This window comes from Variovorax sp. UC122_21, assembly GCF_044056785.1.
GTDB lineage: Bacteria > Pseudomonadota > Gammaproteobacteria > Burkholderiales > Burkholderiaceae_C > Variovorax.
Window position 1 is genome coordinate 724,888 of the sequence record NZ_CP172003.1, and the last position, 22,150, is coordinate 747,037.

18 protein-coding genes and 4 pseudogenes are annotated in these 22,150 nt (G+C 67.7%); 3 read left to right on the forward strand and 19 right to left on the reverse strand.

The features are described 5' to 3' along the window. Nucleotides 1-17: 17 nt before the first annotated feature. The 3 genes from ACHMXE_RS03745 to ACHMXE_RS03755 all read right to left on the reverse strand — a co-directional run bounded on the left by ACHMXE_RS03745 (nt 18) and on the right by ACHMXE_RS03755 (nt 2,656). Nucleotides 18-695, reverse strand: a complete 678-nt coding sequence (locus ACHMXE_RS03745) for a L,D-transpeptidase (protein ID WP_395346911.1) — start codon at nt 693-695, stop codon at nt 18-20. A 13-nt stretch (nt 696-708) separates the two neighbouring features. After that, nucleotides 709-1,002 (reverse strand): proteophosphoglycan ppg4, encoded by a 294-nt coding sequence (locus tag ACHMXE_RS03750; RefSeq protein WP_203206693.1) that lies wholly within the window; start codon nt 1,000-1,002, stop codon nt 709-711. 208 nt (nt 1,003-1,210) lie between these two features. Next, a complete protein-coding gene (locus ACHMXE_RS03755) occupies nt 1,211-2,656 on the reverse strand; it encodes an aldehyde dehydrogenase family protein (RefSeq protein WP_057589943.1) in 1,446 nt (481 codons plus the stop codon). A gap of 376 nt (nt 2,657-3,032) precedes the next feature. Here ACHMXE_RS03755 and ACHMXE_RS03760 point away from each other — a divergent pair. From ACHMXE_RS03760 to ACHMXE_RS03770, 3 genes and pseudogenes are all read left to right on the forward strand, one after another. Further along, nucleotides 3,033-4,523 (forward strand): annotated as a pseudogene (locus ACHMXE_RS03760) (PQQ-dependent dehydrogenase, methanol/ethanol family); the annotation flags it as partial. Between the two features lie 598 nt (nt 4,524-5,121). Continuing rightward, a complete protein-coding gene (locus tag ACHMXE_RS03765) occupies nt 5,122-5,934 on the forward strand; it encodes a sigma factor-like helix-turn-helix DNA-binding protein (protein WP_395347421.1) in 813 nt (270 codons plus the stop codon). Between the two features lie 580 nt (nt 5,935-6,514). Beyond that, complete coding sequence (locus tag ACHMXE_RS03770; protein WP_395346913.1) at nt 6,515-7,471, forward strand: EcsC family protein; 957 nt, start codon at nt 6,515-6,517, stop codon at nt 7,469-7,471. A gap of 196 nt (nt 7,472-7,667) precedes the next feature. Here ACHMXE_RS03770 and ACHMXE_RS03775 read toward each other — a convergent pair whose 3' ends face one another. From ACHMXE_RS03775 to ACHMXE_RS03850, 16 genes and pseudogenes are all read right to left on the reverse strand, one after another. Then, nucleotides 7,668-8,123, reverse strand: a complete 456-nt coding sequence (locus tag ACHMXE_RS03775) for a DUF5990 family protein (RefSeq protein WP_395346914.1) — start codon at nt 8,121-8,123, stop codon at nt 7,668-7,670. 24 nt (nt 8,124-8,147) lie between these two features. Continuing rightward, nucleotides 8,148-10,457 (reverse strand): indolepyruvate ferredoxin oxidoreductase family protein, encoded by a 2,310-nt coding sequence (locus ACHMXE_RS03780; RefSeq protein WP_395346916.1) that lies wholly within the window; start codon nt 10,455-10,457, stop codon nt 8,148-8,150. Further along, on the reverse strand, nt 10,454-11,578 hold the full coding sequence (locus tag ACHMXE_RS03785) for a hypothetical protein (RefSeq protein ID WP_395346918.1): 1,125 nt from the start codon (nt 11,576-11,578) through the stop codon (nt 10,454-10,456). Before ACHMXE_RS03785 ends, ACHMXE_RS03780 begins: the two co-directional genes overlap by 4 nt. A 92-nt stretch (nt 11,579-11,670) precedes the next feature. After that, a pseudogene (locus tag ACHMXE_RS03790) lies at nt 11,671-13,402 on the reverse strand (IlvD/Edd family dehydratase). Nucleotides 13,403-13,423: 21 nt separating this feature from the next. Further along, nucleotides 13,424-14,755, reverse strand: a complete 1,332-nt coding sequence (locus ACHMXE_RS03795) for an MFS transporter (protein ID WP_395346919.1) — start codon at nt 14,753-14,755, stop codon at nt 13,424-13,426. Nucleotides 14,756-14,766: 11 nt separating this feature from the next. After that, nucleotides 14,767-15,936, reverse strand: coding sequence for an acyl-CoA dehydrogenase family protein (locus tag ACHMXE_RS03800; protein ID WP_395346921.1), 1,170 nt, complete (start codon nt 15,934-15,936; stop codon nt 14,767-14,769). Nucleotides 15,937-16,019: 83 nt separating this feature from the next. After that, nucleotides 16,020-16,838 carry a helix-turn-helix transcriptional regulator gene (locus ACHMXE_RS03805; RefSeq protein WP_395346922.1) on the reverse strand — a complete coding sequence of 273 codons (819 nt, stop codon included), beginning with the start codon at nt 16,836-16,838 and terminating at the stop codon, nt 16,020-16,022. 31 nt (nt 16,839-16,869) lie between these two features. Continuing rightward, nucleotides 16,870-18,372: a CocE/NonD family hydrolase gene (locus tag ACHMXE_RS03810; protein ID WP_395347423.1), complete on the reverse strand. Its 1,503-nt coding sequence runs from the start codon at nt 18,370-18,372 to the stop codon at nt 16,870-16,872. Beyond that, the gene (locus ACHMXE_RS03815) at nt 18,369-18,659 is read right to left on the reverse strand and encodes a hypothetical protein (RefSeq protein ID WP_395347471.1); all 291 of its coding nucleotides are present in this window, start codon (nt 18,657-18,659) and stop codon (nt 18,369-18,371) included. The genes ACHMXE_RS03810 and ACHMXE_RS03815 overlap by 4 nt, the downstream gene beginning before the upstream one ends. 21 nt (nt 18,660-18,680) lie before the next feature. Then, complete coding sequence (locus ACHMXE_RS03820) at nt 18,681-18,842, reverse strand: hypothetical protein (RefSeq protein WP_395347473.1); 162 nt, start codon at nt 18,840-18,842, stop codon at nt 18,681-18,683. A gap of 109 nt (nt 18,843-18,951) precedes the next feature. Next, a pseudogene (locus ACHMXE_RS03825) lies at nt 18,952-19,644 on the reverse strand (Bug family tripartite tricarboxylate transporter substrate binding protein); the annotation flags it as partial. Nucleotides 19,645-19,723: 79 nt separating this feature from the next. Continuing rightward, nucleotides 19,724-20,041 (reverse strand): NIPSNAP family protein, encoded by a 318-nt coding sequence (locus tag ACHMXE_RS03830; RefSeq protein ID WP_209542024.1) that lies wholly within the window; start codon nt 20,039-20,041, stop codon nt 19,724-19,726. Further along, a complete protein-coding gene (locus ACHMXE_RS03835; RefSeq protein ID WP_395347425.1) occupies nt 20,038-20,367 on the reverse strand; it encodes a fumarylacetoacetate hydrolase family protein in 330 nt (109 codons plus the stop codon). Before ACHMXE_RS03835 ends, ACHMXE_RS03830 begins: the two co-directional genes overlap by 4 nt. Before the next feature lie 52 nt (nt 20,368-20,419). Beyond that, nucleotides 20,420-20,896 (reverse strand): annotated as a pseudogene (locus ACHMXE_RS03840) (fumarylacetoacetate hydrolase family protein); the annotation flags it as partial. 35 nt (nt 20,897-20,931) lie between these two features. Then, the gene (locus ACHMXE_RS03845) at nt 20,932-21,621 is read right to left on the reverse strand and encodes an enolase C-terminal domain-like protein (RefSeq protein WP_395346923.1); all 690 of its coding nucleotides are present in this window, start codon (nt 21,619-21,621) and stop codon (nt 20,932-20,934) included. Beyond that, a complete protein-coding gene (locus ACHMXE_RS03850) occupies nt 21,611-22,111 on the reverse strand; it encodes a hypothetical protein (protein ID WP_395346925.1) in 501 nt (166 codons plus the stop codon). Before ACHMXE_RS03850 ends, ACHMXE_RS03845 begins: the two co-directional genes overlap by 11 nt. Between the last annotated feature and the right edge of the window lie 39 nt (nt 22,112-22,150).

Genomic DNA, 22,150 nt, shown 5'->3' on the forward strand with positions numbered 1-22,150 from the left:
GTTCTGCTCGGCGATGCCTACAGCGCCGGCCGCACGGGCGACGGCGCTCGCGCATCCTTCGCCGGATTCAGGAAGTCGAAATGCGCGGCCACCGGCGAAGACTCGGGCACCACGTAGACCACGCCGCGCCGCTGCCCCAGTGCGGGCTTCACATAGGCGTCGTAGAAGGCCGCGGGCACGTTGATGCAGCCGTAGGAGATGCGGTTGTCGGCGATGGTGGGCGACGCGAGCCGCTCGAGCCGGCGGTCGGCCTTGTTGGTGGTGCGCACGCGGTGCATGGAGATCGCGGCGTCGTAGTCGACCCAGACGATGTCCTCGCCGCCCGTGTTGCGCCCGGGCTCCGAAGCGAAGCGCCCGGCCGGCGTGGTGCGTTCGTGCGGGCGGATCTTGGCCATGGGGCGTTCGCCGATGCCCGGCACCGAATCGTCGCCGCGCGCCAAGCCCAGCAGCACTGGCGACGCGCCGAGCAGCGTGCCCTTCGCGTCGAAGACGAAGACGCTCGCGGCCTTCTTGTCGACCACCGCGAAGGCGCCGCCCGCGTTGTCGCGCGCCGCGACCGCGGCCTGGGCAATGCGCTGGGCATCGGCCGTCAGCGGGGCCGCGGGCATCCTGGGCGGGGCCGCAAGCGCGGCCGCGCTCGCGAGCAGCAGCGCTGCTGCTGCTGCCCGCGAGTACGAAATGCCTGTCTTAATCACTGAAGCCGCGGCCTCAGTTGCGGTCGGCGCGTGCCGGACGCATCGGCTCGGCGGCAGCCATGTTCGTATTGCTCGAACCCTGGTTCATGCTGCCCGAGCCTTGCGACATGGTGGCGCCACCCGAGGTGCCGGCCGTGTTGTTCTGCGGCGTGGTGCCGGTGGTGCCCATCGGGCCGCCCGCGGGGTTCTGCTGGCCGGCCGCGGTGGCGGGGTTCGGCGGTGCGGTGGTGGGCGGGTTGCCCTGCGCGAAGGCGGCGCCGGCGGCGGTGAGTGCGAGGGCTGCGATCAGGTGGGATGTGCGATTCATGGAAATGCTCCTTGGGAAATCCGGCAAGGCCGGTTGATTGAGATCCGCCGGACCGGATGCCCGACGTGAATCAACTTAGGCCCCACGAAAAATCGCCAGGTCAGTTCGCAGCGCGGTGTCCTGTAGGAGCACGACACCCGCAAACGGCACGGGCCGGGCGTGCGCGACGCCCGGCCCGTGCCGGCCCATGCCGATTCCGTGGCGTTGGCTACTGCGGCTTCTTCTTCAGGCTGATCACCTGCGGCTGCGTGACCGCCTTGAGCCCGTCGATGCCGAACTCCAGGCCCCAGCCCGAACCCTTGACGCCGCCGAAGGGCACCATCGGGTGGATCGCGCCGTGCTGGTTGATCCACACGGTGCCGGCCTCGATGCGCGACGCGACCGCGCGCGCCTGCTCGATGTCGGTGCCCCAGACCGAGGCGCCCAGGCCCACGTCGACGCGGTTGGCCTGCGCGATCGCGTCGTCGATGTCGCGGTAGCGGATCACCGGCAGCACCGGGCCGAACTGCTCCTCGTCGACCAGGCTCGCGCCGTCCGCGATGTCGGTGACCAGCGTGAGCGGATAGAAGTTGCCGGCGCCCGCGCGCGGCTCGCCGCCGCAGACGATGGTCGCGCCGCCGGCACGCGCCTCGTCGACCAGCCGGCGCACCTTGTCGAACTGCATGCGGTTCTGGATCGGGCCCATCGCGATGCCGGGCTGCGCGCCGTCGCCCATCGGCATCGCCTCGGCGATCGCCTTGAGCTCGGCCACCACCGCGTCGTGCAGCGCATCGGGAACGTACAGGCGCTTGGCGCAGGCGCAGGTCTGGCCCATGTTGAGGAAGGCGCCCCAGAACAGGTCCATGGCGATGGCCTTGGGGTCAGCGTCGGGCAGCACGATGGCGGCGTCGTTGCCGCCGAGCTCGATCGTGGTGGGCGTGAGGTTGCGCGCCGCGGCGGCCGCGATCTTCGCGCCGGTGGCGCTCGAGCCGGTGAACATGATCTTGTCGACGTCGGGGTTCTCGACCAGCCAGCCGCCGACCTCGCCGGTGCCGCTCACGGTATTGAGCACACCGGGCGGCAGCACCTCGGCGATCAGCCGCACCATCTCGAGCGTGCCGATGCTGGTGTATTCCGAGGGCTTGATGACCACCGTGTTGCCCGCGCGCAGCGAGGGCACGATCTGCCAGATGGCGATCAGCAGCGGCCAGTTCCACGGCGCGATCGCCGCGATCACGCCGAAGGGCTTGCGGTGCATCTCGTCGCGGCGCGTGGCGTCCTCGAACACCACGTCCACCGGCATCTCGAGGCTGGCCGGCACCTGCGTCCAGGCCTCGCAGCCGAACAGCTCGAAGCGCGCGCCCGGCACCTCGGTCGGGCCGACGCCGCCGAGCGGCTTGCCCTGCTCGCGCGTGACCCAGCCGGCGAGGTACTCGGCATTGCCGTGCAGCACCTCGGCCACCTTCATCAGCAGCGCGCGGCGCTCGGCGTCGGGGCGCGCGGCCCAGGCCGGCTGCGCCTTGCGCGCCGCGCGCACGGCCTGCTCGACCTGCTCGGCCGTGGAATGCGGCACCAGGCCGATGGCTTCGCCGGTGGCGGGGTTCTTCGATTCGAAGCTGCGCTCCGACGTGACCGGACGGTTGTCGACGGTGTTGGGGTAGGTTTGAAGGCTCATGGGGCGCAGTCTGCGAGCCCGCCGCCTTCATGGCATCGCGAACAATCGCGACGGGGTATTCCCGGGGCCGTCCCCAGGGCCCGCCGCGCCGCACCCTGCGGCAAACCCTATCGCGAAAGCTCGCGATAGCCAGGCGCGCGGGCGCTTTCCAGAATCCCGGGGGGCCGCTGCCCTCGCCGGCCCCGGCCCCCTCACAACAACCGACAAGAAACCAGGAGTCACGATGCCGCACCGCCTTCCGCCCGCTCTCACCGGCCTTCGCCCGCCTGCGCGCCTCGCGCTGCTGCTGGCCGGCTGCGCCCTCGCCGGCGCCGCCGTGGCCCAGGCCGTGGACGGCGCGCGCATCGCGGCGGCAGATCGCGAGCCGGGCAACTGGATGAGCCACGGCCGCACCTACGACGAGCAGCGCTTCAGCCCGCTCGCGAAGATCAACGACCGCAACGTCGGCAAGCTCGGCATGGCCTGGACCTACAAGCTCGACGTCGACCGCGGCGTGGAGGCCACGCCGATCGTGGTCGACGGCGTGATGTACACCACCGGCGCCGAGAGCATCGTCTACGCGCTCGACGCGCGCACCGGCAAGCTGCTGTGGCGCCACGACCCGAAGGTCAATGCCGAGTCGCTGAGCCAGGGCTGCTGCGACGTGGTGAACCGCGGCGTGGCCGTATGGAAGGGCCGGGTCTACGTCGGCGCCTTCGACGGCCGGCTGATCTCGCTCGACGCGCGCACCGGCGAGCAGGTCTGGTCGGTCGACACCGTGCTCGACAAGACCAAGAGCTACACCATCACCGGCGCGCCACGCATCGTGAAGGGCAAGGTGCTGATCGGCAACGGCGGCGCCGAGTTCGGCGTGCGCGGCTACGTCACCGCCTACGACGCCGAGACCGGCCAGCAGGCCTGGCGCTTCTTCACCGTGCCCGGCGACCCGGCCCAGCCGCCCGAGAACAAGGCCATGGCCATGGCGATGAAGACCTGGTCGGGCAACGGCTGGGTCAAGTGGGGCGGCGGCGGCACGGCCTGGGACTCGATGGCCTACGACCCCGAGCTCAACCTGCTGTACATCGGCACCGGCAACGGGTCGCCCTGGAACTACCAGTTCCGCAGCGAGGGCAAGGGCGACAACCTGTTCCTGTCGTCGATCGTCGCGCTCGACCCCGACACCGGCGACTACGTCTGGCACTACCAGACCACGCCGGCCGATCGCTGGGACTACACCGCCACCCAGCACATCGTGCTGGCCGACCTGCGCATCGACGGCAAGCTGCGCAAGGTGCTGATGCAGGCGCCGAAGAACGGCTTCTTCTACGTGCTCGACCGCACCGACGGCAAGCTGATCTCGGCCAAGAACTACGTGCCGGTCAACTGGGCCTCGCACATCGACCTGAAGACCGGCCGGCCGGTGGAGACCGGCGCGGGCAACTACGGGCCCGGCGAGCAGAAGAAGCTGGTGATCCCGGCCTTCCTCGGCGGCCACAACTGGCACCCGATGTCCTTCAACCCGAAGACCGGCCTCGTCTACCTTCCCGCGCAGGAGACCATGGCCGAGCTCGAGGCGCAGAAGGAACCGCTGTTCCTGCCGACCAAGTCGGTGGTCAACCTCGGCCTGGAGGTGCCCGAACTGCCCGAGGACCCCAAGATCGAGGCCCAGATCCGCGGTGCCTGGAAGGGCCGCCTGCTGGCCTGGGACCCGGTGCGCCAGAAGGCCGCGTGGTCGCACGACTACGCCAGCGCCTGGAACGGCGGCACCCTGAGCACCGCGGGCAACCTCGTGTTCCAGGGCACGGCCGACGGCCGCGCCGTGGCCTACGCCGCCGACACCGGCAAGCAGCTCTGGCAGAGCCCGGTCAACAGCGGCGCCATGGCCGGCCCGATCAGCTACGAGGTCGACGGCGAGCAGTACGTGAGCTTCATGGTCGGCTGGGGCGGCGCCTTCCCGCACATCACGGGCCCCATTTCGCTGAGCGCCCGTGTGCGACCCGAGGCGCGCGTCGTGACCTTCAAACTCGGCGCCAGCCAGAAGCTGCCGCCCGCCAGGTTGGCGCCCGCCCTGCCGCGCGCCGCCGACGTGCCACCGCTGACCGCCTCGGCCGAGCAGATCAAGCAGGCGCGCCTCATGTTCAACGGCCTGTGCGGCTCCTGCCACGGCCTCAATGCCGTCAGCGGCGGCGTCGTGCCCGACCTGCGCTACATGAAGCCCGAGCAGCACGAGCTGTTCGCGGCCACCGTGAGCGCGCGCGCGCATCAACCGCGGCATGCCGGGCTTCGCGGGCGTGCTCAAGCCCGAGGACATGCAGCTGCTGCACCAGTACGTCATCAAGCGCACCCACGACCTCAGCGCGGAGATCGCGGCCGCCCGGCCGGCCGCCAAATAGGCAAACCCCATGCCGACGCCCTGCCCGGACTGGCTATCATCCGGCCGACCTGGATGTGCAGTCGGAGATGGGCGCATGAACGACGAAGAGCTGATGGCCGCGCAACGCCAGTTGCGCCGAAGCCTGCTGGATGGCCATGGCGCCCTGCGCTGGCGGCCCGCGCGCGACCTGGCCGCGCACCTGCTGCTGCATCTCGACGAACCCGACGACTGCTGGCGCTTCGCCGCCGGCTGGCTGCGCGAGGCCTTCGACGCCGACCGCGTCGACTGCGGCTTCGGCCGCCCCGACGAAGCCTGCTACCGCCCCCAGGCCGAAGCCCTGCGCCGCGACCGCGACGTGCCCTCGGTCATCGGTCTCGCCATCGACGCCGCCGACTGCGGCGTGCAGACCGTCTGGCACGCGCACGGCGTGGTGGTGCTGCGCGACGTCGAGCAGGAGGGCCGACTCGGCCACGGCACGCGCGCCGAGCTGTTGCGCATGGGCACGCGCGTGAAGATGGCCGCGCCGATCATGGACCGCACGCGCCCGCTGGGGCTGATGTGCGTCGACTGGATGGATGCGTGCGAACCGGCGCGCGACGAGCGCTGGGCACGCTTCGAGGAGATCGCGGCGGTGGTGCTGGGGCCGGTGATGAGCGCGGCGCAGCGCATGGCCAGCGGTACGCAGCGGGATGGGGGTCGGCCGGTGCATGGCGGCGATGCGATCGATCTGCTCGAGAGCCTGACGCCGGCTGAGCGCACGGTGGCTCGGCTGGCGGTCGATGGGTTGAGCTACAAGGAGATTGCGCGAAGGCTCAATCGGTCGTTCTCTACCGTGGATCATCAGTTGCGCAGTGCGCGGAGCAAGCTGGGGGTGAGTTCCACGGCGCGGTTGGTGAATTTGATGTCGGGGACGCGGGCGCATTGAGTGAGTTCGAGCCAAGGTAGCTGTCACTGCCAGCCGATATCGGGCTTCCTGACCTGTAGATCGAATCTCCTGCAGGCGACAGTTCCTTTGACAACGACGATGCGCAAGACTGGCCGATCGAATGCTCGAGATCGGGGGGCACACGCCATATCCGCCGCGATCGATGCAGCATTGCGTCCTGGTTACTCTGTAGATTGCCAACCAGAAAAGGCAATGTCACTGGGCGTGCAACTAAAAGCTGTGATCTGCCTTGAGGCAGAAGCCGGCCAGCACCGCGGGTCAGTTCACCCGTCAGCGCTCAGCACATGACCATCAACACCAAGCTCAAAATGGCGGAGCTTCCTATGAATCAGGACCCCTCATGTTGCGCTGTGCCAGGGTCATTGCACCAGACAGGACACGATGGAGCATGACAGAATGCGGCCAATATCGGACATCAACTCAAACCTGACAGTGGTGCTAATTCAGGTTGCCGGGCTTCGTGGCTGCGCTATCTGTGCAGAGATATCGCAACCCTACGTCGACAGTTGACTAAAAGAATTTTTCTGACGTAGTCGATGTTCTCGGTGTGCAATTTATCGTGCAGAATGTGCGCGATCCAGAAAATCAACCAACATCGGGAGATAAGTTCTTGTTGTCAGAATACGAAAAGCGCGCACTCACACAGATTCACGCATGGAAGAATCCGCAGCAAACGTGGTTTGACACTGCGATGGTGTATGTAAACAAGCCTCTTGCACTTGCAGGCCAAGCCGTGGATAAAATTCCGGGCTTCACAGACACCTGCTCCAAGGCTGCGAATGGCGTTGTTGGCTTGGTCAATGATGCATCTCAGTGGTCCGTCAGACCGGGCGCGATCCTCAAAGACCTATCTGACGTATCCAAGACAGAAATAACACAGATAGAACAGATTCCTTCGCTTGATCTTCAGACAATTGACAAGACGATCGGCTGGTTGGATACGAAGTATGAAGGTATCGCTTTGGTTGAAGGAGCCGCTGCCGGAGGAGTTTCCACAATCAACCCGCTGGTGGCACTGGCAGCAATCCCTGCCGACCTTGTGGCCCTTCTGGGAATGAATCTTCGCGCGATCGGAGAGTACGGGACCTATTGCGGCTTTGACATGTCCTCCCAAGAAGAGCGCCTTTTCTCATTGAATATTCTGGCGCTCGCTTCCAGCACTACTGATGGCGGCAAACAGGCTGCGCTGTCGCATCTTGTGAAGATCGCACAAGATGTAGCAAAGAGGAAGACATGGGACCAATTGGAAAAAAGCGTTTTTGTTCAAGCCGTGGCCTCCATAGCAAAAGCCCTTGGCATTAACCTCACAAAGGCAAAGCTGGCGAACGTGATCCCCATTGCTGGTGCAGCCATCAGTGGCGGATTTAATGCCTACTACACCGACAAAGTTTGCAAAGCAGCGTTCTACCTTTATCGGGAGCGATTCTTGGCGATGAAACACGGTGCGGAAGCGATCGAGATCACTGTCGAGCCAGCCAGGAGCGATGTCTGGAGCTCAGACGAAAGTGATAGCTAACAGTTCATTGGCCCGACGCCGCTTCGTGGCTCGACCTGATTCTGGTGTCTGGCGCGCGCATCTGAAGTTCGGAGATCTCTTGCGTTAGGCGTGAATCCTCGGCCGCGGCCGAGGCCTTGCCTCGGCATTTCAAATGACCTGCCGCTCGGATCGCCTCATGTGACTGCTGGCAGACGCCCGAAGCCCACTCACCGACTCAATCCGACCGCGTCACCACTTGCCAAGAAATCTGCGGAGCCCGAACACTCGCACACACCGGCCCCCCATCCTTCATCGTTCCTTCGATGCGCGCCTCGATCGCGGCATTCGGGTTGCCCACTGCGCGTTCCACCAGCGCGATCGGAATATCGGCCAGTTTGATCTTCGCCCTTCGTTCCCACGGCGTGCCCATCTGGCCTGCGTAGAAACCGGAGTTCACGTACACGAATCGATCCGCGGGCGTACCTTGCGCGAAAGGGCCCCGGAAGTTCGGAGACCCATCGGCAAGCGAAGGGCCAAGTGACAAGGTGACGGCGAACGACACCGCGTCCGCCGTCGTGAGGAATGGCTTCACCAGCTCATCGCGGCCGCGCTGCACGGCGAAGTCGACGCCTGGCGGCGGCGACAGCACGGTGAGGATGAGTTGAAGGTTTGCTGAATGGTCGGCCTGCATGGGCTGCAGTTTAGAGCCCGGTCGTCATGCGGCACGCGCCAGTGGCTCGCGTGCCAGCTCGAGTTCCCGCAACAGCGCTTGCCGCACCACGGCCGCCTTTCCGGCCTGCGCCTCCCGCACATGACCGTACCCCCGAATGCTCTGGGGCAGCGAAGCCAACTTCGTCACGATGGGCAGGGTTTCGGCACGCAAGTCGGACAGGGCCGCACGCATGTCGTCCTCGTACTGCGCCAGCAGCTGACGGTCCAGCGTGCGCTCCGCCGCGTTGCGGAACGGATCGAGCCAGGTCCCCCTCAGGCCGCGCAGCCGCGCCATGCACTTCATCGCCAGAAGCACCCATGGGCCGACTTCGCCCTTCACGGGCTTGCCGCTGTGAGGATCCTTGCGTGCGAACGGCCAGACTCCGAGGTGAAAGCGCAGCCGGATCGGGCCCTCGAATTCCTGGGCCAGCGCCGATTGGAAGTCGGGGTGCGTGAACAGGCGGGCAACCTCCCACTCGTCTTTCGTCGCCAGCAGCCGGTGGTGGTTGTGCGCCACGGCCCTGGCCAGGACGTCGCCCGCGTTGAGGCCGGCTTCCAGCTGACGCGTCTTTTCCACCAGCTCCTTGTAGCGCTGCACATGCAATTCGCCGCTGTGCGCACGCAGGTGCTCGATGCGGTGCGCGACGGTCTGGTCGAGTCCCCGGGTCTGCCGCGGCATGAAGGTGATGACCTGCGTCGGTTGCTCGGCCTTCAGGTGGCGCTCGACCGCCGGCTGGTCATGGGCAACGCGCCGCCCCCAGAGGAAGGCCTCCTTGTTCATGGCCACGGCCACGCCGTTGAGCTCGATGGCCCGCTCGATCGCGGCCCGCCCCAAGGGAATGAAACCACGTTGCCAGGCCAGGCCCAGCATGAACATGTTGATGCCGATCGGATCGCCGACCAGCGCGGTGGCCATGCGTTCGCCATCGATCAGCACGAGATCGGCCGTGCCCGCCGCGGCCTCGATGCGCTCGATCAGCATCTTCGGATCGAGCTGCCAGTCGGGATTGCGCGCGAAGTCGCTGGTCGGCACGAGGCCGGTGCTCACCACCGCACGCCCGCGACCGGCGGGCAGCCGCGTCAGCGATTCGTCCGAGGCCGCGACGACGAGGTCGCAACCGATCAAGGCATCGGCCTCGCCCTCGGCAATGCGCGTGGCATGCAGCATCCCGGGGTCGGGCGCGAACCGCACGTGCGAGGTCACGGCGCCGTACTTCTGCGAGAACCCGGTGACATCGAGGTTGGAGCTGTAGCGGCCCTCCAGATGGGCGGCCACGGCCAGGGTCTGGCCGATGGTCACCACGCCCGTGCCGCCGATGCCGGAGATCAACACGCTGCAGGCGCGTTGCAGCGGCGCGATGTCGGGCTCGGGCAGCGCCTGCGTGTAAGGGCGCGGCGATGCCGCCTGGGCCTCGACGCGCGCCGCTGCACGGCGCGGCTTTCCGCCCTCGACGCTGACGAAGCTGGGGCAGAAGCCCTCCACGCACGAATAGTCCTTGTTGCAGCTTCCCTGGTTGATGCGGCGCTTGCGGCCGAGCTCGGTCTCGAGCGGCTCGATCGACATGCAGTTCGAAGCCACGCCGCAATCGCCGCAGCCCTCGCACACGGCCGGGTTGATGAACAGTCGCCGATCGGGATCGGGCAGCTTGCCGCGCTTGCGCAGCCGGCGCCTTTCCGCCGCGCACGCCTGGTCGTACAGGATCACCGAGACACCGGGGTATTCGCGGAACTCGCGCTGCACGGCGTCGAGGGCGGTGCGGTCGTGCACGGCCACGCCCTCGGGCAACTTCACCGCGGCATAGCGCCGCGGCTCGTCCGTGACGACCGCCATCTTGAGGATGCCCTCCGCCGCGAAGCCCGCGAGAATCTGCGGCGGGCTGAGGTTGCCCTCGACCGCCTGCCCTCCGGTCATGGACACGAAGCCGTTGTACAGGACCTTGTAGGTGATCGGCACCTGCGCCGCGACGGCCTGCCGAATCGCCAGGTAGCCCGAGTGCGCCAGCGTGCCGTCGCCGATGTTGGCGAACACATGGCGCTCGGCGGTGAACGGTTGCTGGCCGAGCCACATGACGCCTTCGGCACCCATGTGCGACCAGGTGGTGGTCTGCTGCGGGTTCACCAGCAGCGCCATGCTGTGGCAGCCGATGCCGGCGAGCGCGCGGCTGCCTTCGGGCACCTTGGTCGAACGGTTGTGCGGGCAGCCCGAGCAGAAGCCGGGCACGCGGTTGGGCCCCGGCGCTTTCGCGGGTGCGCTCGCGCACTGCGCGGGCACGGGCACCTCACGGCCCAGCACGCGCGCCAGCACTTCCGTCACCCGTATCGGCGAAATCTCGCTGGCATTCGGAAAGGCGACGTCGGCGGGACCCGATTCGAAGAGCCGCCTTCGAACAGCTTGCCCACCAGGCGCGGCGCATTCGCACTGCCGTAAAGAATGGTGCGCACCTGGTCTTCGAGGATAGGTCGCTTCTCTTCGACCACGACGATGGTGTGCAACCCTTGCGCGAACTCGCGCACGATCTCGGGATCCAGCGGCCAGACCAGTCCGATCTTCAGCAGCTTCAAGTCGGCGAACCCGCCCACGGTTGCTTCACTCTCGCGCCCCAGCGCCTGCAGCACGTCCTGCCAGGCCTTGCCCGCCGCGATGACGCCGACACCCGCTCCGGCAGGGTCCGCGACGATGCGGTTGAGCCGGTTCGCCCGGGCATAGGCGAGCACCGCGCCATGCTTGTGGTTGTAGAGCCGGTCCTCCTGCGGAAGCGGCATGTCGAAGCCGCGGATGTTGTAGCCCGCGCCGAACGGGTCCACCGGCCGGCTCGGTGCCTCGGGCACGGTGATGAGGGGAGCATCCGTCCCCACGTAGACCGAGCCCCCGCCCTCGACGACATCGGTCACGACCTTCATGCCCACCCAGCAGCCCGAGAAGCGGCTCATGGCGATGCCGTGCAGGCCGTAGTCCAGCAGCTCCTGCGTGTTGGAGGGATAGAGCACCGGCATGCCGACCGCCATGAGGATCGGATCGGAGAAGTTGGCGACCGAGGAGCTCTTCGCGCCGTGGTCATCGCCCGCCAGGCACAGCACGCCGCCCTTGGGCGAGGTGCCGGCCTGGTTGGCGTGCCGAAGCACGTCGCCCGAACGGTCCACGCCCGGGCCCTTGCCGTACCAGATGCCGAACACGCCATCCACGCGCGCGCCCGGAAAAGTCCCCACGTACTGCGAGCCCCAGATGGCGGTGGCGGCCAGGTCCTCGTTGAGTCCCGAACGGAACACCACGTTGGCGGCCTTCAGTTGCTTCTCGGCGGCCCACAGCTCCATGTCGTAACGCCCCAACGGCGAACCGCGATAGCCCGAGATGTAGCCGCCCGTGTTCCATCCGGCCGCCGCATCGCGCGCGCGCTGCTGCAGCGGCAGGCGCACCAGCGCCTGGATGCCGGTCATGTAGACCCAGCCGTCATCGACGCCATAGCGGTCTTCGAGCGCCGCGACGTCACGTACCAATGCAATGTTCAAGATCCGTCTCCTGTAGGGTTTCAGTGCTGGGCGGCCGGCACGTCGCTGCCGCTGCGGCCCACCAGGAATTGCAGGTCGCAGCCGTCATGGGCCTGGTTGACGGTGTCGACGTACAGCCTGACGTAGCCGCGCGTAGCCACGGCGGCAGGCGGCTTCCACGCGGCCAGCCGCTGCTGCAACTCCTGCTCGGACACGAGCAGCTCGAGCCGCCGGGCCTCGACGTCGAGCTCGATCAGGTCGCCGTCGCGCACCACGGCAAGGGCGCCGCCCACGGCCGCCTCGGGCGACACGTGCAGCACCACGGCCCCGAACGAGGTACCGCTCATGCGGGCGTCCGAGATGCGGACCATGTCCGTCACGCCCTGCTTCAGCAGCTTGGCGGGAATGGGCAGCATCCCCAGCTCCGGCATGCCCGGAAAGCCCTTGGGACCGCAGTTCCGCAGGACCATGACCGAGTCCGCATCGATGTCGAGATCGGGATCGTCGACACGCCGGCCGAGGTCGTCCTGATTCTCGAACACCACGGCGCGCCCCCTGTGCTTGAGCAGGCGCGGCTCGGCGGCCGAGGGCTTGATGACGGCGCCGTTCGGGCACAGGTTGCCGCGCAGGATGGCCACGCCCGAGGTCGCCATGAAGGGCTTCGCCACGCTGTGGATCACGTCCGGGTTCCAGCAGACGGCGCCGGCGTTGTTCTCGGCCAGCGTCCTGCCGGTGACGGTCGAGCGCATCGCCATGCAACAGGCCCGACTCGCACATGTCGCGCAGGATCACGGGCAGCCCGCCGGCTTCATGGAAGTCCTGCATCAGGTAGCGGCCCGAGGGCTGGAGGTTGAGCAGCGTGGGCACGTCGCGTCCGACCCGGTGCCAGTCCTCGATGTCGAGCGGGACCTCCATGCGTCGCGCCACCGCAGTGAGGTGGATGACCGCGTTGGTCGATCCGCCGATGGCCGCGTTGACCGCGATGGCGTTCTCGAAGGCCTGGCGGGTCAGCACCTTGTCGAGCCGGAGGTCCTCGCGCACCATGTCGACGATGCGGCGGCCCGCCATGCGCGCGAGCACGCGGCGCCTGGCATCCACGGCGGGAATCGATGCGTTGTCGGGCAGCCCCACGCCGAGCGCCTCGACCATCGAAGCCATCGTCGATGCCGTTCCCATCACGTTGCACACGCCCACCGATCGGGTGAGGCAGCTCTCGGCCTCCTCGAAGTCCTCGTTGACGGCACGGCCGGCGCGCAGGTCCGCCGCCAGGTTCCACGCATCCTTGACGCCGAAGGACTTGCCGCGAAAGCTGCCGTTGAGCATGGGCCCGCCGGACACGCCGATGGTCGGCAGGTTGACGCTGGCGGCGCCCATCAGCAGCGCGGGCGTCGTCTTGTCGCAACCCATCAGCAGCACCACGCCGTCGAGCGGGTTGGCGCGTAGCGTCTCTTCCACGTCCATGCTGCACAGGTTGCGCAGCAGCATGGCCGTGGGCCGGGTCAGCATCTCGCCGGGCGAGATGACCGGAAACTCCATCGGCACACCGCCCGCTTCGAGGATGCCTTCGCGCACATGCTGCGCCAGCTCGCGGAAGTGCGAATTGCATGGCGTGAGATCGGACCAGGTGTTGCAGATGCCGATCACGGGCCGCCCGTCGAAGTGATCCATCGGCACGCCGCGGCTGCGAACCCAGCTCCGGTTCGCGAAGTTCCTCGCGCCCCGGCCTTCGAACCAGGCTTGCGACCGCAGCCTGCGCCTTTCTTCATCGGACATACGCTTGTTCTCCTATCGCTATCACAAGGAGTGGTCAGATCGCATCCGCCGCTCCAGCACGGCCAGCACCGGTGCCAGCAGCACCACGATCAGCAACGGTGCCGCGGCGGCGCACATGGCGACCTTCACGCCCATCTGTTGCGCCAGCAGCGCCGCCGCGATCAGCGGTGCGGCACTGCTGCCGAAGCGCGAGACCGCCCCCTTCCAGCCGACCGCGGCGCTGCGCAGCGTGGCCGGATAGACGATGGGCGTGATGATGTTGAGCGACTGGTAGGTGCCGACGACGAAGAAGCCGGCGCTGACGATCACGACCACGAAGCCCGCGCTACCGAACGGAAACAGGCCGAGCCCGGCCAGCGACAGCGCGCCCAGCAGCGCATACGCGGCCGTCACGGGATAGCGCCCGAAGCGGTCGATCACGAAGCCCGTGGACAGGCCTGCGACGATGGACGCCAGCCCGGCCATCGACGCGTAGACCGCGAAGCTGGCGACCGGCACGCGCCCGAATTCATGGAAGAAGACCGCGCCGATGCCGAACAGGTTCACGGCGATCTGGCCGCAGATGCAGGAGAACCAGAGCGCCGCGGTGAAGAGTGCGCGGCGGTCGCCGAAGATTTCGATGATCGAGATGCGCGCGCCGGTTCGCCGTGCCGGCCCGCGAAGCCTGGTGCCGGCATCCACCAGGATGCCCAGCTTGCGCAGCGCCTTGAGAATGTCGCTCGGTGGCGCGCCGGTGCGCGCCAGATGCAGCGGCGACTCCGGCATCCACAGCACGATCGGCAGGATCATCAGCAGCGGCGCCAACGCGCCGATCAGGTACATGCCCTGCCAGCCGATGCGGTCGAGCGCGAGGGCCACGAGCCCGCTGGCGCCAACGGCGCCGATGGCCACGCCGGCATAGACGATGCCCACCATGGTCGAGCGGCGCTTGACGGACGAGATGTCGGCCACCAGGCTGGCGGCCGCGGGCAGCAGGCCACCGCCCAGCATGCCGGCGATGAAGCGGGTCGCGCCGAAGCCGAAGACCGAGGTGGCGAACACGCTCTGCAGCGTGGCGACCGAGAACAGTGCCAGCAGCGCTATCAGCATGCGCTTGCGGCCGAAGTGATCGGCCAGCGGCGACAGCAGCAGGCCACCGATCGCCTGTCCCATGGGCTGAAGCGCGAAGGCGCCGGTCAGGCTCGCGGTCGGCACGCCAAGCGCCGATGCGATCGCGGGGAGCATCTGGCCGGTCACCGCCAGGTCGTAGCCATCGATCAGCAGCACGAGGAACAGCGTGGCCACGGTGAGAACGTGGCCGCGCCGCACGGGCGATGCGTCCAGCAGGCCGCCGAGGTCGGTCTTGTCATTCATGGCGCGGCGCTTCAGATGCCCAGCTGCCGGGCCGCCAGGTCCTTGAGGATTTCCTCGGAGCCGCCGCCGATCATCATCACCTTGGCTTCGCGATAGATGCGCTCGGAGCGGGTGCCACGCATGTAGCCCATGCCGCCGAGGATCTGCACCGCCTGGTCGGCGCAGAACTGCATGGCCTGCGTGGAGAGGATCTTCGCCATGCAGGTCCGCGCCACGAGCTGCTCGGGATCGCCATGCCGGTGCTCGAGCCGCCACGCCAGCTCGTAGACCAGCGCGCGGGCGGCGTCGATCTTCAGCGCCATGTCCACCAGCTTGTGGCGAATGACCTGCCGCTGCGACAGCGGCTGTCCGAAGGTCACCCGGTCGCGCGCCCAGGCCAGGGCCTCGTCGAGACAGGCCTGCGCGAAGGCGCAGGCGGCGGCCGACATCGACAGCCGCTCGCTGTTGAAGTTGGTCATGAAGACCTTGAAGCCCTGGTGCTCGATGCCCAGCAGATTGCCGACCGGCACGCGCACGTCGTCGAAATGCAGATGCGCGGTGTCGGAGCACCACCAGCCCATCTTCTTGAGCGGCGTGCGGGTGAGCCCGGGCGAATCCGCATCCACCAGCAGGGCCGACACGCCCGCTGCGCCCTTCGAGCCCGCATCGGTGCGCACGGCCACGGTGATGAAATCGGCGCGCATGCCGGAGGTGATGAAGGTCTTCTCGCCGTTCAGCACATAGTGGTCGCCGTCTCGCCGCGCGGCGCATTTGAGCGATGCGACGTCGGACCCACCGCCGGGCTCGGTGACCGCCAGCGCGGCGATCTTGTCGCCGGCGAGCACGGGCGGCACGACGCGCCGCTTGAGCGCTTCGCTGCCATGCGCGGCCACGGGTGGCAGGCCGATGGTGTGCGACAGCAGCGAGGCCTGCACGCCACCGCAACCCGCACGCGCCACCTCCTCGATCGCGACGAGGTAGTGGAAGATGTCGGCCGCCGTGCCACCGAGCGCTTCGTCGTAGCCGATGCCGAGGGCACCCAATGCACCGAACTTGCGATAGAGATCGCGAGGAAAGGTCTCGGCCTCGTCCCAGTCGTTCGCGAAAGGGACGATCTCGCGGTCGACGAATTCGCGCAGCGTCGATCGGAAGACTTCATGCTCGGCGCTGAAGTAGTGAGGGAGTGGACGTGTTTCGATCATCGTGCCCCCATCTTCTTGCGGTGCGAGATGGCCGTCTTGCGCGCAGCGGCTGGCGTGTTCGATGTCGGGTCGAAGGCCGATGGCTAGAGCGCCTGCGCGATGATGCGCAGCTTGCGCGAGCCCGCGATGATGTCCCGGGGCTTGAGCCCGTAGACCTGGCGGATCGAGTGGCTGAAATGCGTCGAATCGGGATAGCCGATGTCGAGCGCGACGTCGACCAGGCTGGCGTCCGTGTGCACATGGTGCAGCAGGCTGCGGGCACGCTTCCAGGCACGCACGTTGCGAAACGGAATGCCCACCTCTTCCTTGAACAGATGGCGGAAGCGCGAGATCGACAGGTTCACGCGCGAAGCGCATTCGTCGGAGGCGACGGCACCCGTCGGATCGGCCTTGATGCGCTCCAGCACGCTCGCGATGCGCTGGTCGAGCGCGCGCACGGGCAACGCGGCGCCGAAAAAGCTCCGGTCGAAATCGCACGGGCGCAGGTCGAGCGCGCCGCCTTGCGAAGCAAGCCGGCGATGGACCTCGCGCACATGCACCGCGAAGTCGGGTGCATGCACCGCGCCGCACAGGCGCAGCAGCGGCGGCAGCGCGCTCGCGTCGACCGTCTCGGGCTCGATCAGCACGATGAGCACGTTGCGGCCCTCGCAGGCGATCTCGTAGGGAACGTAGGGCTGCACGATCGCGACCTCGGTCGCTTGCCATTCGCTCCCCTCGAGCCGCACGCGCAGTCGGCCATCGATCGCGACGTACGCGACGAGGGCCCCTTGCGTGTGCAGGCTTCGGGCGCCGAGAAGGCCGGCATAGAAGAGGCGGTCCTTCGTGATCCACATGACGCGGTCGGCGCTGGTGCAGCGCCGTGGAACGAAGGCGTGGTCGCCCGTGTCGATGGAATCGCTCATCCCATGCCCCCGCTGCTGCGATCCAGCTGGCTCAAGCACCCTTGGCGGGAATGATGGGCAGCAGGATGAAGGGCTCGTTGCCTTCGCCGAAGTGGAGCGTGTTCTCGCCGCCGAAGACCTCGGGCGGCCGGTCCTGCGGGTTCGCGTGGCGGAACGGGCCGACGCCCGTCATCGGATAGGGCTGGTCCGAGAAGCCGGCATCGCCGAGTCCGTGGTCGTAGTCGCAGCCCCGGATGTTGAGGGCCAGCGTGTAGCCGGGCGGAATCACGATGGAGGTTGGCAGGATCTCGATGTCGAGCACGACCGGCTCGCCCGGCACGAGCGGCTGCAGCTCGTCGTGCGTGTGGTACGGGCGGTAGGGCAGCGACTTCGCCGTGTCGAGCTTGCGGTGCGAGGCGCGCAGCCATCCGAGTGCGATCGGCACGCGCGGATCGTTGGAGCCGACGAACAACACCTCCTTGCCGTCCGGCGCGAACAGACGCAGCGCCAGGAAGAGATCGGCATCCGCCGTCCTGGAAGACACCACGAGCCGCGCCGCGATCGGGCCGGTGATCTCGATCTCTTCCCTGGCCGGCGGGAGCTTGAACATAAGCCCTTCGCTCATCGCCTGGTAGGCGATGCTGGCGCCGGCGGCCGGCGTGGAGCCCAGGGTGCGGCTGGCGGGCTCGAGGTAGTACTTCGTCCACTGCGTGCGGGCCAGCGGCCATTCCTGCTCGTCGCGGATCGTGAAGTGCTCGCCCGGACGGCGGATCTGCAGCTGCACCGGCGGCTGGCGGTCCCAGCCCGTGTCCTTGCCTTGCAGGAAGTGGCCGAGAAAGCGCTTCTGCAATTCAACGCCCTCGGCTCGGTAGAAGGGACTGAAGTGGCTGTTGCCGTGCACCTCCAGCCATTTCTGGCTCGAGCCCGCGTCCAGATAGCCCTCGAAATTGCCGCGCGGATGCACGCCCATGCCGCCCCAGTTCGCGGCCGACAGCAGGGGCACCTGGATGCGGCTCACGTCGGGCTTGCGCGACGAATAGAACGCGTCGTCGAGCGGGCGGTTCAACGACTCGTTGGACATCTTCGGCGCACGGTTGGCCGCCAGTTCCTCGTCCGACAGCGTTTGCGGGCCGCAGACCAGTTCGCCGTTGTTCGGATTGCGCGCGCCGCGCTCGCCGTAGCCGTGCTGTATGCGCAGCACCTGGCGCTCATACCAGCCTTCGCCGAACTGCGAGTAGATGCCGCCATGCCGGGCCGCATCGCGATAGCGGTCGACGAAGCCTTCCCATACGCAGATGGCGGCGAGGTGCGGAGGCCGCAGCGCGGCCACGTACCACTGGTTGCTCGCGTAGTAGGAGATGCCGTTCATCCCGATCTTGCCGTTGCTCCACGGCTGCGTCGCCGCCCATTCGATGCATTCGTAGATGTCTTTCGTCTCCTGCTCCGAGGTCGGGTCGAGCACGCCCGGCGAGCGGCCCGCGCCGCGGCTGTCGACGCGGATGCAGACGAAGCCGTCAGGCACCCACTTCTCGGGATCGATGACTTCCCAGTTCATGTACTTGTTCGACGAGCCTTCGGCGATGTCGGGAAGTCGCGCACCATGCGGTCGTACGCGCTCTTGTAGCCCACCTGCATGGGCACGCCCTTGCCATAGGCGCCGTAGGAGAGCAGCGCCGCATGGCGGCCGGGTTCCGGCGGGAGGAAGACGTCGGCGCGCAGCACGACGCCGTCGCTCATCGGAATCGGCACGTCCCAGAGGATGCGCATGCCGTCGGCATGGACGGCCTCGGGCATGTCGTTGGAGAGCGCACCGTCGGCGCGGTTCGGGTTCGTTTGGTTCATGGTGATCTTTCCTTCTGAAACTCAACTGATCTGGATGCCCAGCGGCGGCAGGATCCTGGCGAAGCGGTCGATCTCCGAATCGACATAGGCCTTGAAATCGCGCGGCGCCAAGGCCTCGAGCACGCCGCCGCCGTCCTGGATGTACTGCCGGTACTTGGGGTCCTGGCCGAGCTTCGCGAACATGGCGTGGAGCGAATTGGCCGCGGCTTCGCTCATGTTCTTCGGCCCCCCAGATGCCCGACCAGGCAGGGATGTCGGGCACGTCCAGCCCGAGCTCGGCGAAGGTCGGCGCGTCGGGAACGATCGGCGAGCGCACGTTGCCCGACAGGCCGAGCGCGCGCATCTGTTTGCCCTGGATCCAGCCCTGCGCGGAGACCGGCGCGAGGAAGGTGCAATCGACGACGCCCGACACCAGGTCGTTGCTCGGCGCACCCTTGTACGGGACATGGACCAGGTCCACCCCGGCGTTCCTGCAGAACAGCGAAGCCATGATGTGGGTGGGATTGCCCAGGCCCGAGTTCGCGATCGTGAGCTTGCCCGGCGAAGCCTTCGCGGCATCGATGAACTGCTGCAGGGTCTTGAAGCGCGAGTTCGCTCCGACCAGCAAGGCCCATCCGTAGTAGGTGGCCAGCCGCGTGATGGGCGTGAAGTCGGACTTCGAGTCGAAGGGCAGGCTCTTGTAGAGCACCGCGTTGGTCGTGTGGCCCGCGGAGTTCAGCAGCACCGTGTTGCCGTCCGGCTTCGATCGCGACACGTCCAGCGATCCGATCACCGCGCCCGCGCCGGGCTTGTTGTCGATGATGACGTTGCGGCCGCTCGTGGTCTCGAGGGTGTGTGCCAGCAGCCGTCCGGTGACATCCATGCCCGATCCCGCGGGAAAGGGCACGACGATCCTCAGGACGTCCGACTTGGCCGGCTGGGCCATCGCCGGCAATGCGCTGCCGAGTACCGCGCTGATGAGGGTCCTGCGATTGATGTTGCTCATTGCCTTGTCTCCGTATCTGTTTTTCGAGGTGCCGCTTCGTGCATCGGCGCCAAGTGCGCCGGGTGCGCCATGTGCGCCGCTAGCGGGGCGAGAACGACGTCGGCTTGAGGATCTGCGACTCCTGCTGCCGCAAGGCGCCCAGCTCCTTCGAGCGGGCCCTGTATTCCTGCCAGGCCGGATCGGCCTCCATGGCCGAGCGCCGTTGCTCGCGGTCGGCCAGGCTGTCGAATCGCCACAGATGCACGATCTGGTTCAGCGGGCCGATCTCGCTGACGTAGAAGCCGACGAGGCCTCCCAGGTACTTGTTCTGCAGCGGCAGCGCCATGCTCTCGTAGAGCTTCAAGAAGTCGGCGGCGCGCCCGGGTTCGGCGGTGTAGGTCCTGAGTTCGAAGATCATGGCTGTGCCTCGTTCTCCACGGGGTTCGACAGGACCCCGATGCCTTCGATCTCGATCTCGATGGTGTCGCCGGCCTTCATCCATACGGGCGGCTTGCGCGCATAGCCGACGCCCGCGGGCGTGCCCATCACGATCACGTCGCCCGGCTCGAGCGTGAGCGCCTCGGTGAGCAGGCACAGCGTTTCGGCCACGGGGAACAGCATCTGTGCGGTATTGCTGCTCTGCATGACCGTGCCGTTTAGGCGCGACTCGATCTTCAGCCCCGCGGCACCGGGCGGCAGCTCGGACGCGGGCACCAGCCAGGGCCCCAGGGCGCCGGTGGGCATCGAAGTTCTTGCCGATGGTCCACTGCGCCGTCCTGCGCTGGTAGTCGCGGAGCGTGGCATCGTTGAAGCAGGCGTAGCCGGCCACGGCCTCGAGCGCATCGGCCTCGCTCAGGTGACGCGAGGTCCTGCCGATCACCACGGCCAGCTCGGCCTCGAAGTCGAGCTGGCTCGAAACGCGCGGCCGTTGGATCGCCGCGCCGTGCGCCACGAGCGAGGACGCGCCGCGCAAAAAGAAGCTGGGGTAGTCGGGCCGCTGGTTGCCGCCCTCGGCCGCGTGGTCCGCGTAGTTGAGCCCCAGGCAGATGATCTTGCCGGGCCGTGGCACCACGGGAAGCAGCCTCGCGGCATCGAACGGGATGCGGGCCGCGGCGGGCGCGGCGGCGGCCTCCTTCGCGGCGGCGGCGAAGCCGGCCGCGCCGCGGGTGCAAAGGGCCACCATGTCACCGGGCAGGGTGACGATGGCGCCATCGACGACCGCGCCCAGGCGGGGCGTCGGGTCGGAGTCGGTATGGAAGGTGACGAAGTTCATGGGCTTGCGAGAGCTTGCGAGAGAAAGGAGATCGATCAGGAGGTTTTCAGCCCGGCGCCGACCGAGCTCATCAGCGCGTGCAGCGCGCCGTGGCCCTCGAAGCCGATGCCAGGCCGCTGCGGCGGATGCACGAAGCCGTCCTCGACCCGCGTGTCGTCGGCAAAGCCGCCGAAGGAACCGAACACGCCGGGATAGGCCTCGCAACCGCCGAGGCCCAGGCCGGCCACAAGCGCCAGCGACATCTGGTTGCCGCCGTGCGGGAAATGGCTGCCGGCCCCCCAGCCCTGCGCCTCGAGCGCCAGCGCCATGCTGGCGAAGGCATGCAGGCCGTAGGACTGCGGCGGGTCGACCTGGATCAGGTCCTTCTCGCTGCGCCAGCCACCGAGGCGCACGAGGTTGGTCACCTCCTGGTTGCCATAGAGGTTCTCGCCGACCGCGAGCGGTGGCGCGTACACCGAGGCCAGTTCGGCCATCAGCGCATAGTCGTTGGGATCGCAGGGCTCCTCGAACCAGCGCAGGTCGTACGGCGCCAATGCCTTCGCATAGACGAGCGCCTCGTCGCGCTGGAACTTGCAGTTGGCATCGACCGCCAGATGGCTGCTGTCGGGAAGCACGCTCAGCGCGCAATCGATACGGCGCAGGTCTTCGTCGAGCGATGCACCGCCCACCTTGATCTTCACGTGGGTGTAGCCGGCGGCCTGGTGGCCGCGGATCTCATCGGCCACGTCCTGCGGCACGCCACCCCGGCCGATACCAGCCTCCGCCCACGTACACGGACACCTTGCGCTGCATGGTCCCGCCGCGATAGCGCCGCGCCAGCACTTCCGCGGTCGGCAGGCCCTGTGCCTTGCCGATGGCATCCCACAAAGCGGTCTCGATGGTCCCGATGGCGATCGAGCGTTCGGCATGGCCTCCCGGCTTCTCGCCGACGAGCATCGCCGTCACGGCCCTGGCCGGATCGAGCACGCCATCGCCGTCGAGCAGCGACTCGGGCCGGGCCCGCAGCAGCCGGGGGAAGAAGCGCTCGCGCATCGGCTGCCCGCAGGCGTAGCGGCCGGTGGAGTTGAACGCGTACCCCGTGACCGGCGCCCTGCCGCTGCCCGGGTCCAGCCGTACCGCGACGATCGAGGTCGTCATCTCCGCGAAGGAGAACACGGCGTTGCGCATGGTGCTCTGCACCGGAAAGGCCGCTTCCTGGAGGTCAATGATCCGCATGATGCTTTCTTGTGTGTCCTGAACTTCTTGGGTGGGCGG

What these genes read in the sequence shown, in the direction of transcription:
- ACHMXE_RS03820 (WP_395347473.1), bottom strand. Translation starts at nt 18,842, where the DNA reads ATGTTCGCGAAGCTCGGCCAGGACCCCAAGTACCGGCAGTACATCCAG.
- ACHMXE_RS03805 (WP_395346922.1), bottom strand. Translation starts at nt 16,838, where the DNA reads ATGAGCGATTCCATCGACACGGGCGACCACGCCTTCGTTCCACGGCGC.
- ACHMXE_RS03775 (WP_395346914.1), bottom strand. Translation starts at nt 8,123, where the DNA reads ATGCAGGCCGACCATTCAGCAAACCTTCAACTCATCCTCACCGTGCTG.
- ACHMXE_RS03830 (WP_209542024.1), bottom strand. Translation starts at nt 20,041, where the DNA reads ATGATCTTCGAACTCAGGACCTACACCGCCGAACCCGGGCGCGCCGCC.
- ACHMXE_RS03850 (WP_395346925.1), bottom strand. Translation starts at nt 22,111, where the DNA reads ATGCGGATCATTGACCTCCAGGAAGCGGCCTTTCCGGTGCAGAGCACC.
- ACHMXE_RS03785 (WP_395346918.1), bottom strand. Translation starts at nt 11,578, where the DNA reads ATGACCGGCATCCAGGCGCTGGTGCGCCTGCCGCTGCAGCAGCGCGCG.
- ACHMXE_RS03800 (WP_395346921.1), bottom strand. Translation starts at nt 15,936, where the DNA reads ATGATCGAAACACGTCCACTCCCTCACTACTTCAGCGCCGAGCATGAA.
- ACHMXE_RS03750 (WP_203206693.1), bottom strand. Translation starts at nt 1,002, where the DNA reads ATGAATCGCACATCCCACCTGATCGCAGCCCTCGCACTCACCGCCGCC.
- ACHMXE_RS03755 (WP_057589943.1), bottom strand. Translation starts at nt 2,656, where the DNA reads ATGAGCCTTCAAACCTACCCCAACACCGTCGACAACCGTCCGGTCACG.
- ACHMXE_RS03765 (WP_395347421.1), top strand. Translation starts at nt 5,122, where the DNA reads ATGGCCGCGCAACGCCAGTTGCGCCGAAGCCTGCTGGATGGCCATGGC.
- ACHMXE_RS03810 (WP_395347423.1), bottom strand. Translation starts at nt 18,372, where the DNA reads ATGAACTGGGAAGTCATCGATCCCGAGAAGTGGGTGCCTGACGGCTTC.
- ACHMXE_RS03815 (WP_395347471.1), bottom strand. Translation starts at nt 18,659, where the DNA reads ATGAACCAAACGAACCCGAACCGCGCCGACGGTGCGCTCTCCAACGAC.
- ACHMXE_RS03795 (WP_395346919.1), bottom strand. Translation starts at nt 14,755, where the DNA reads ATGAATGACAAGACCGACCTCGGCGGCCTGCTGGACGCATCGCCCGTG.
- ACHMXE_RS03835 (WP_395347425.1), bottom strand. Translation starts at nt 20,367, where the DNA reads ATGCCCACCGGCGCCCTGGGGCCCTGGCTGGTGCCCGCGTCCGAGCTG.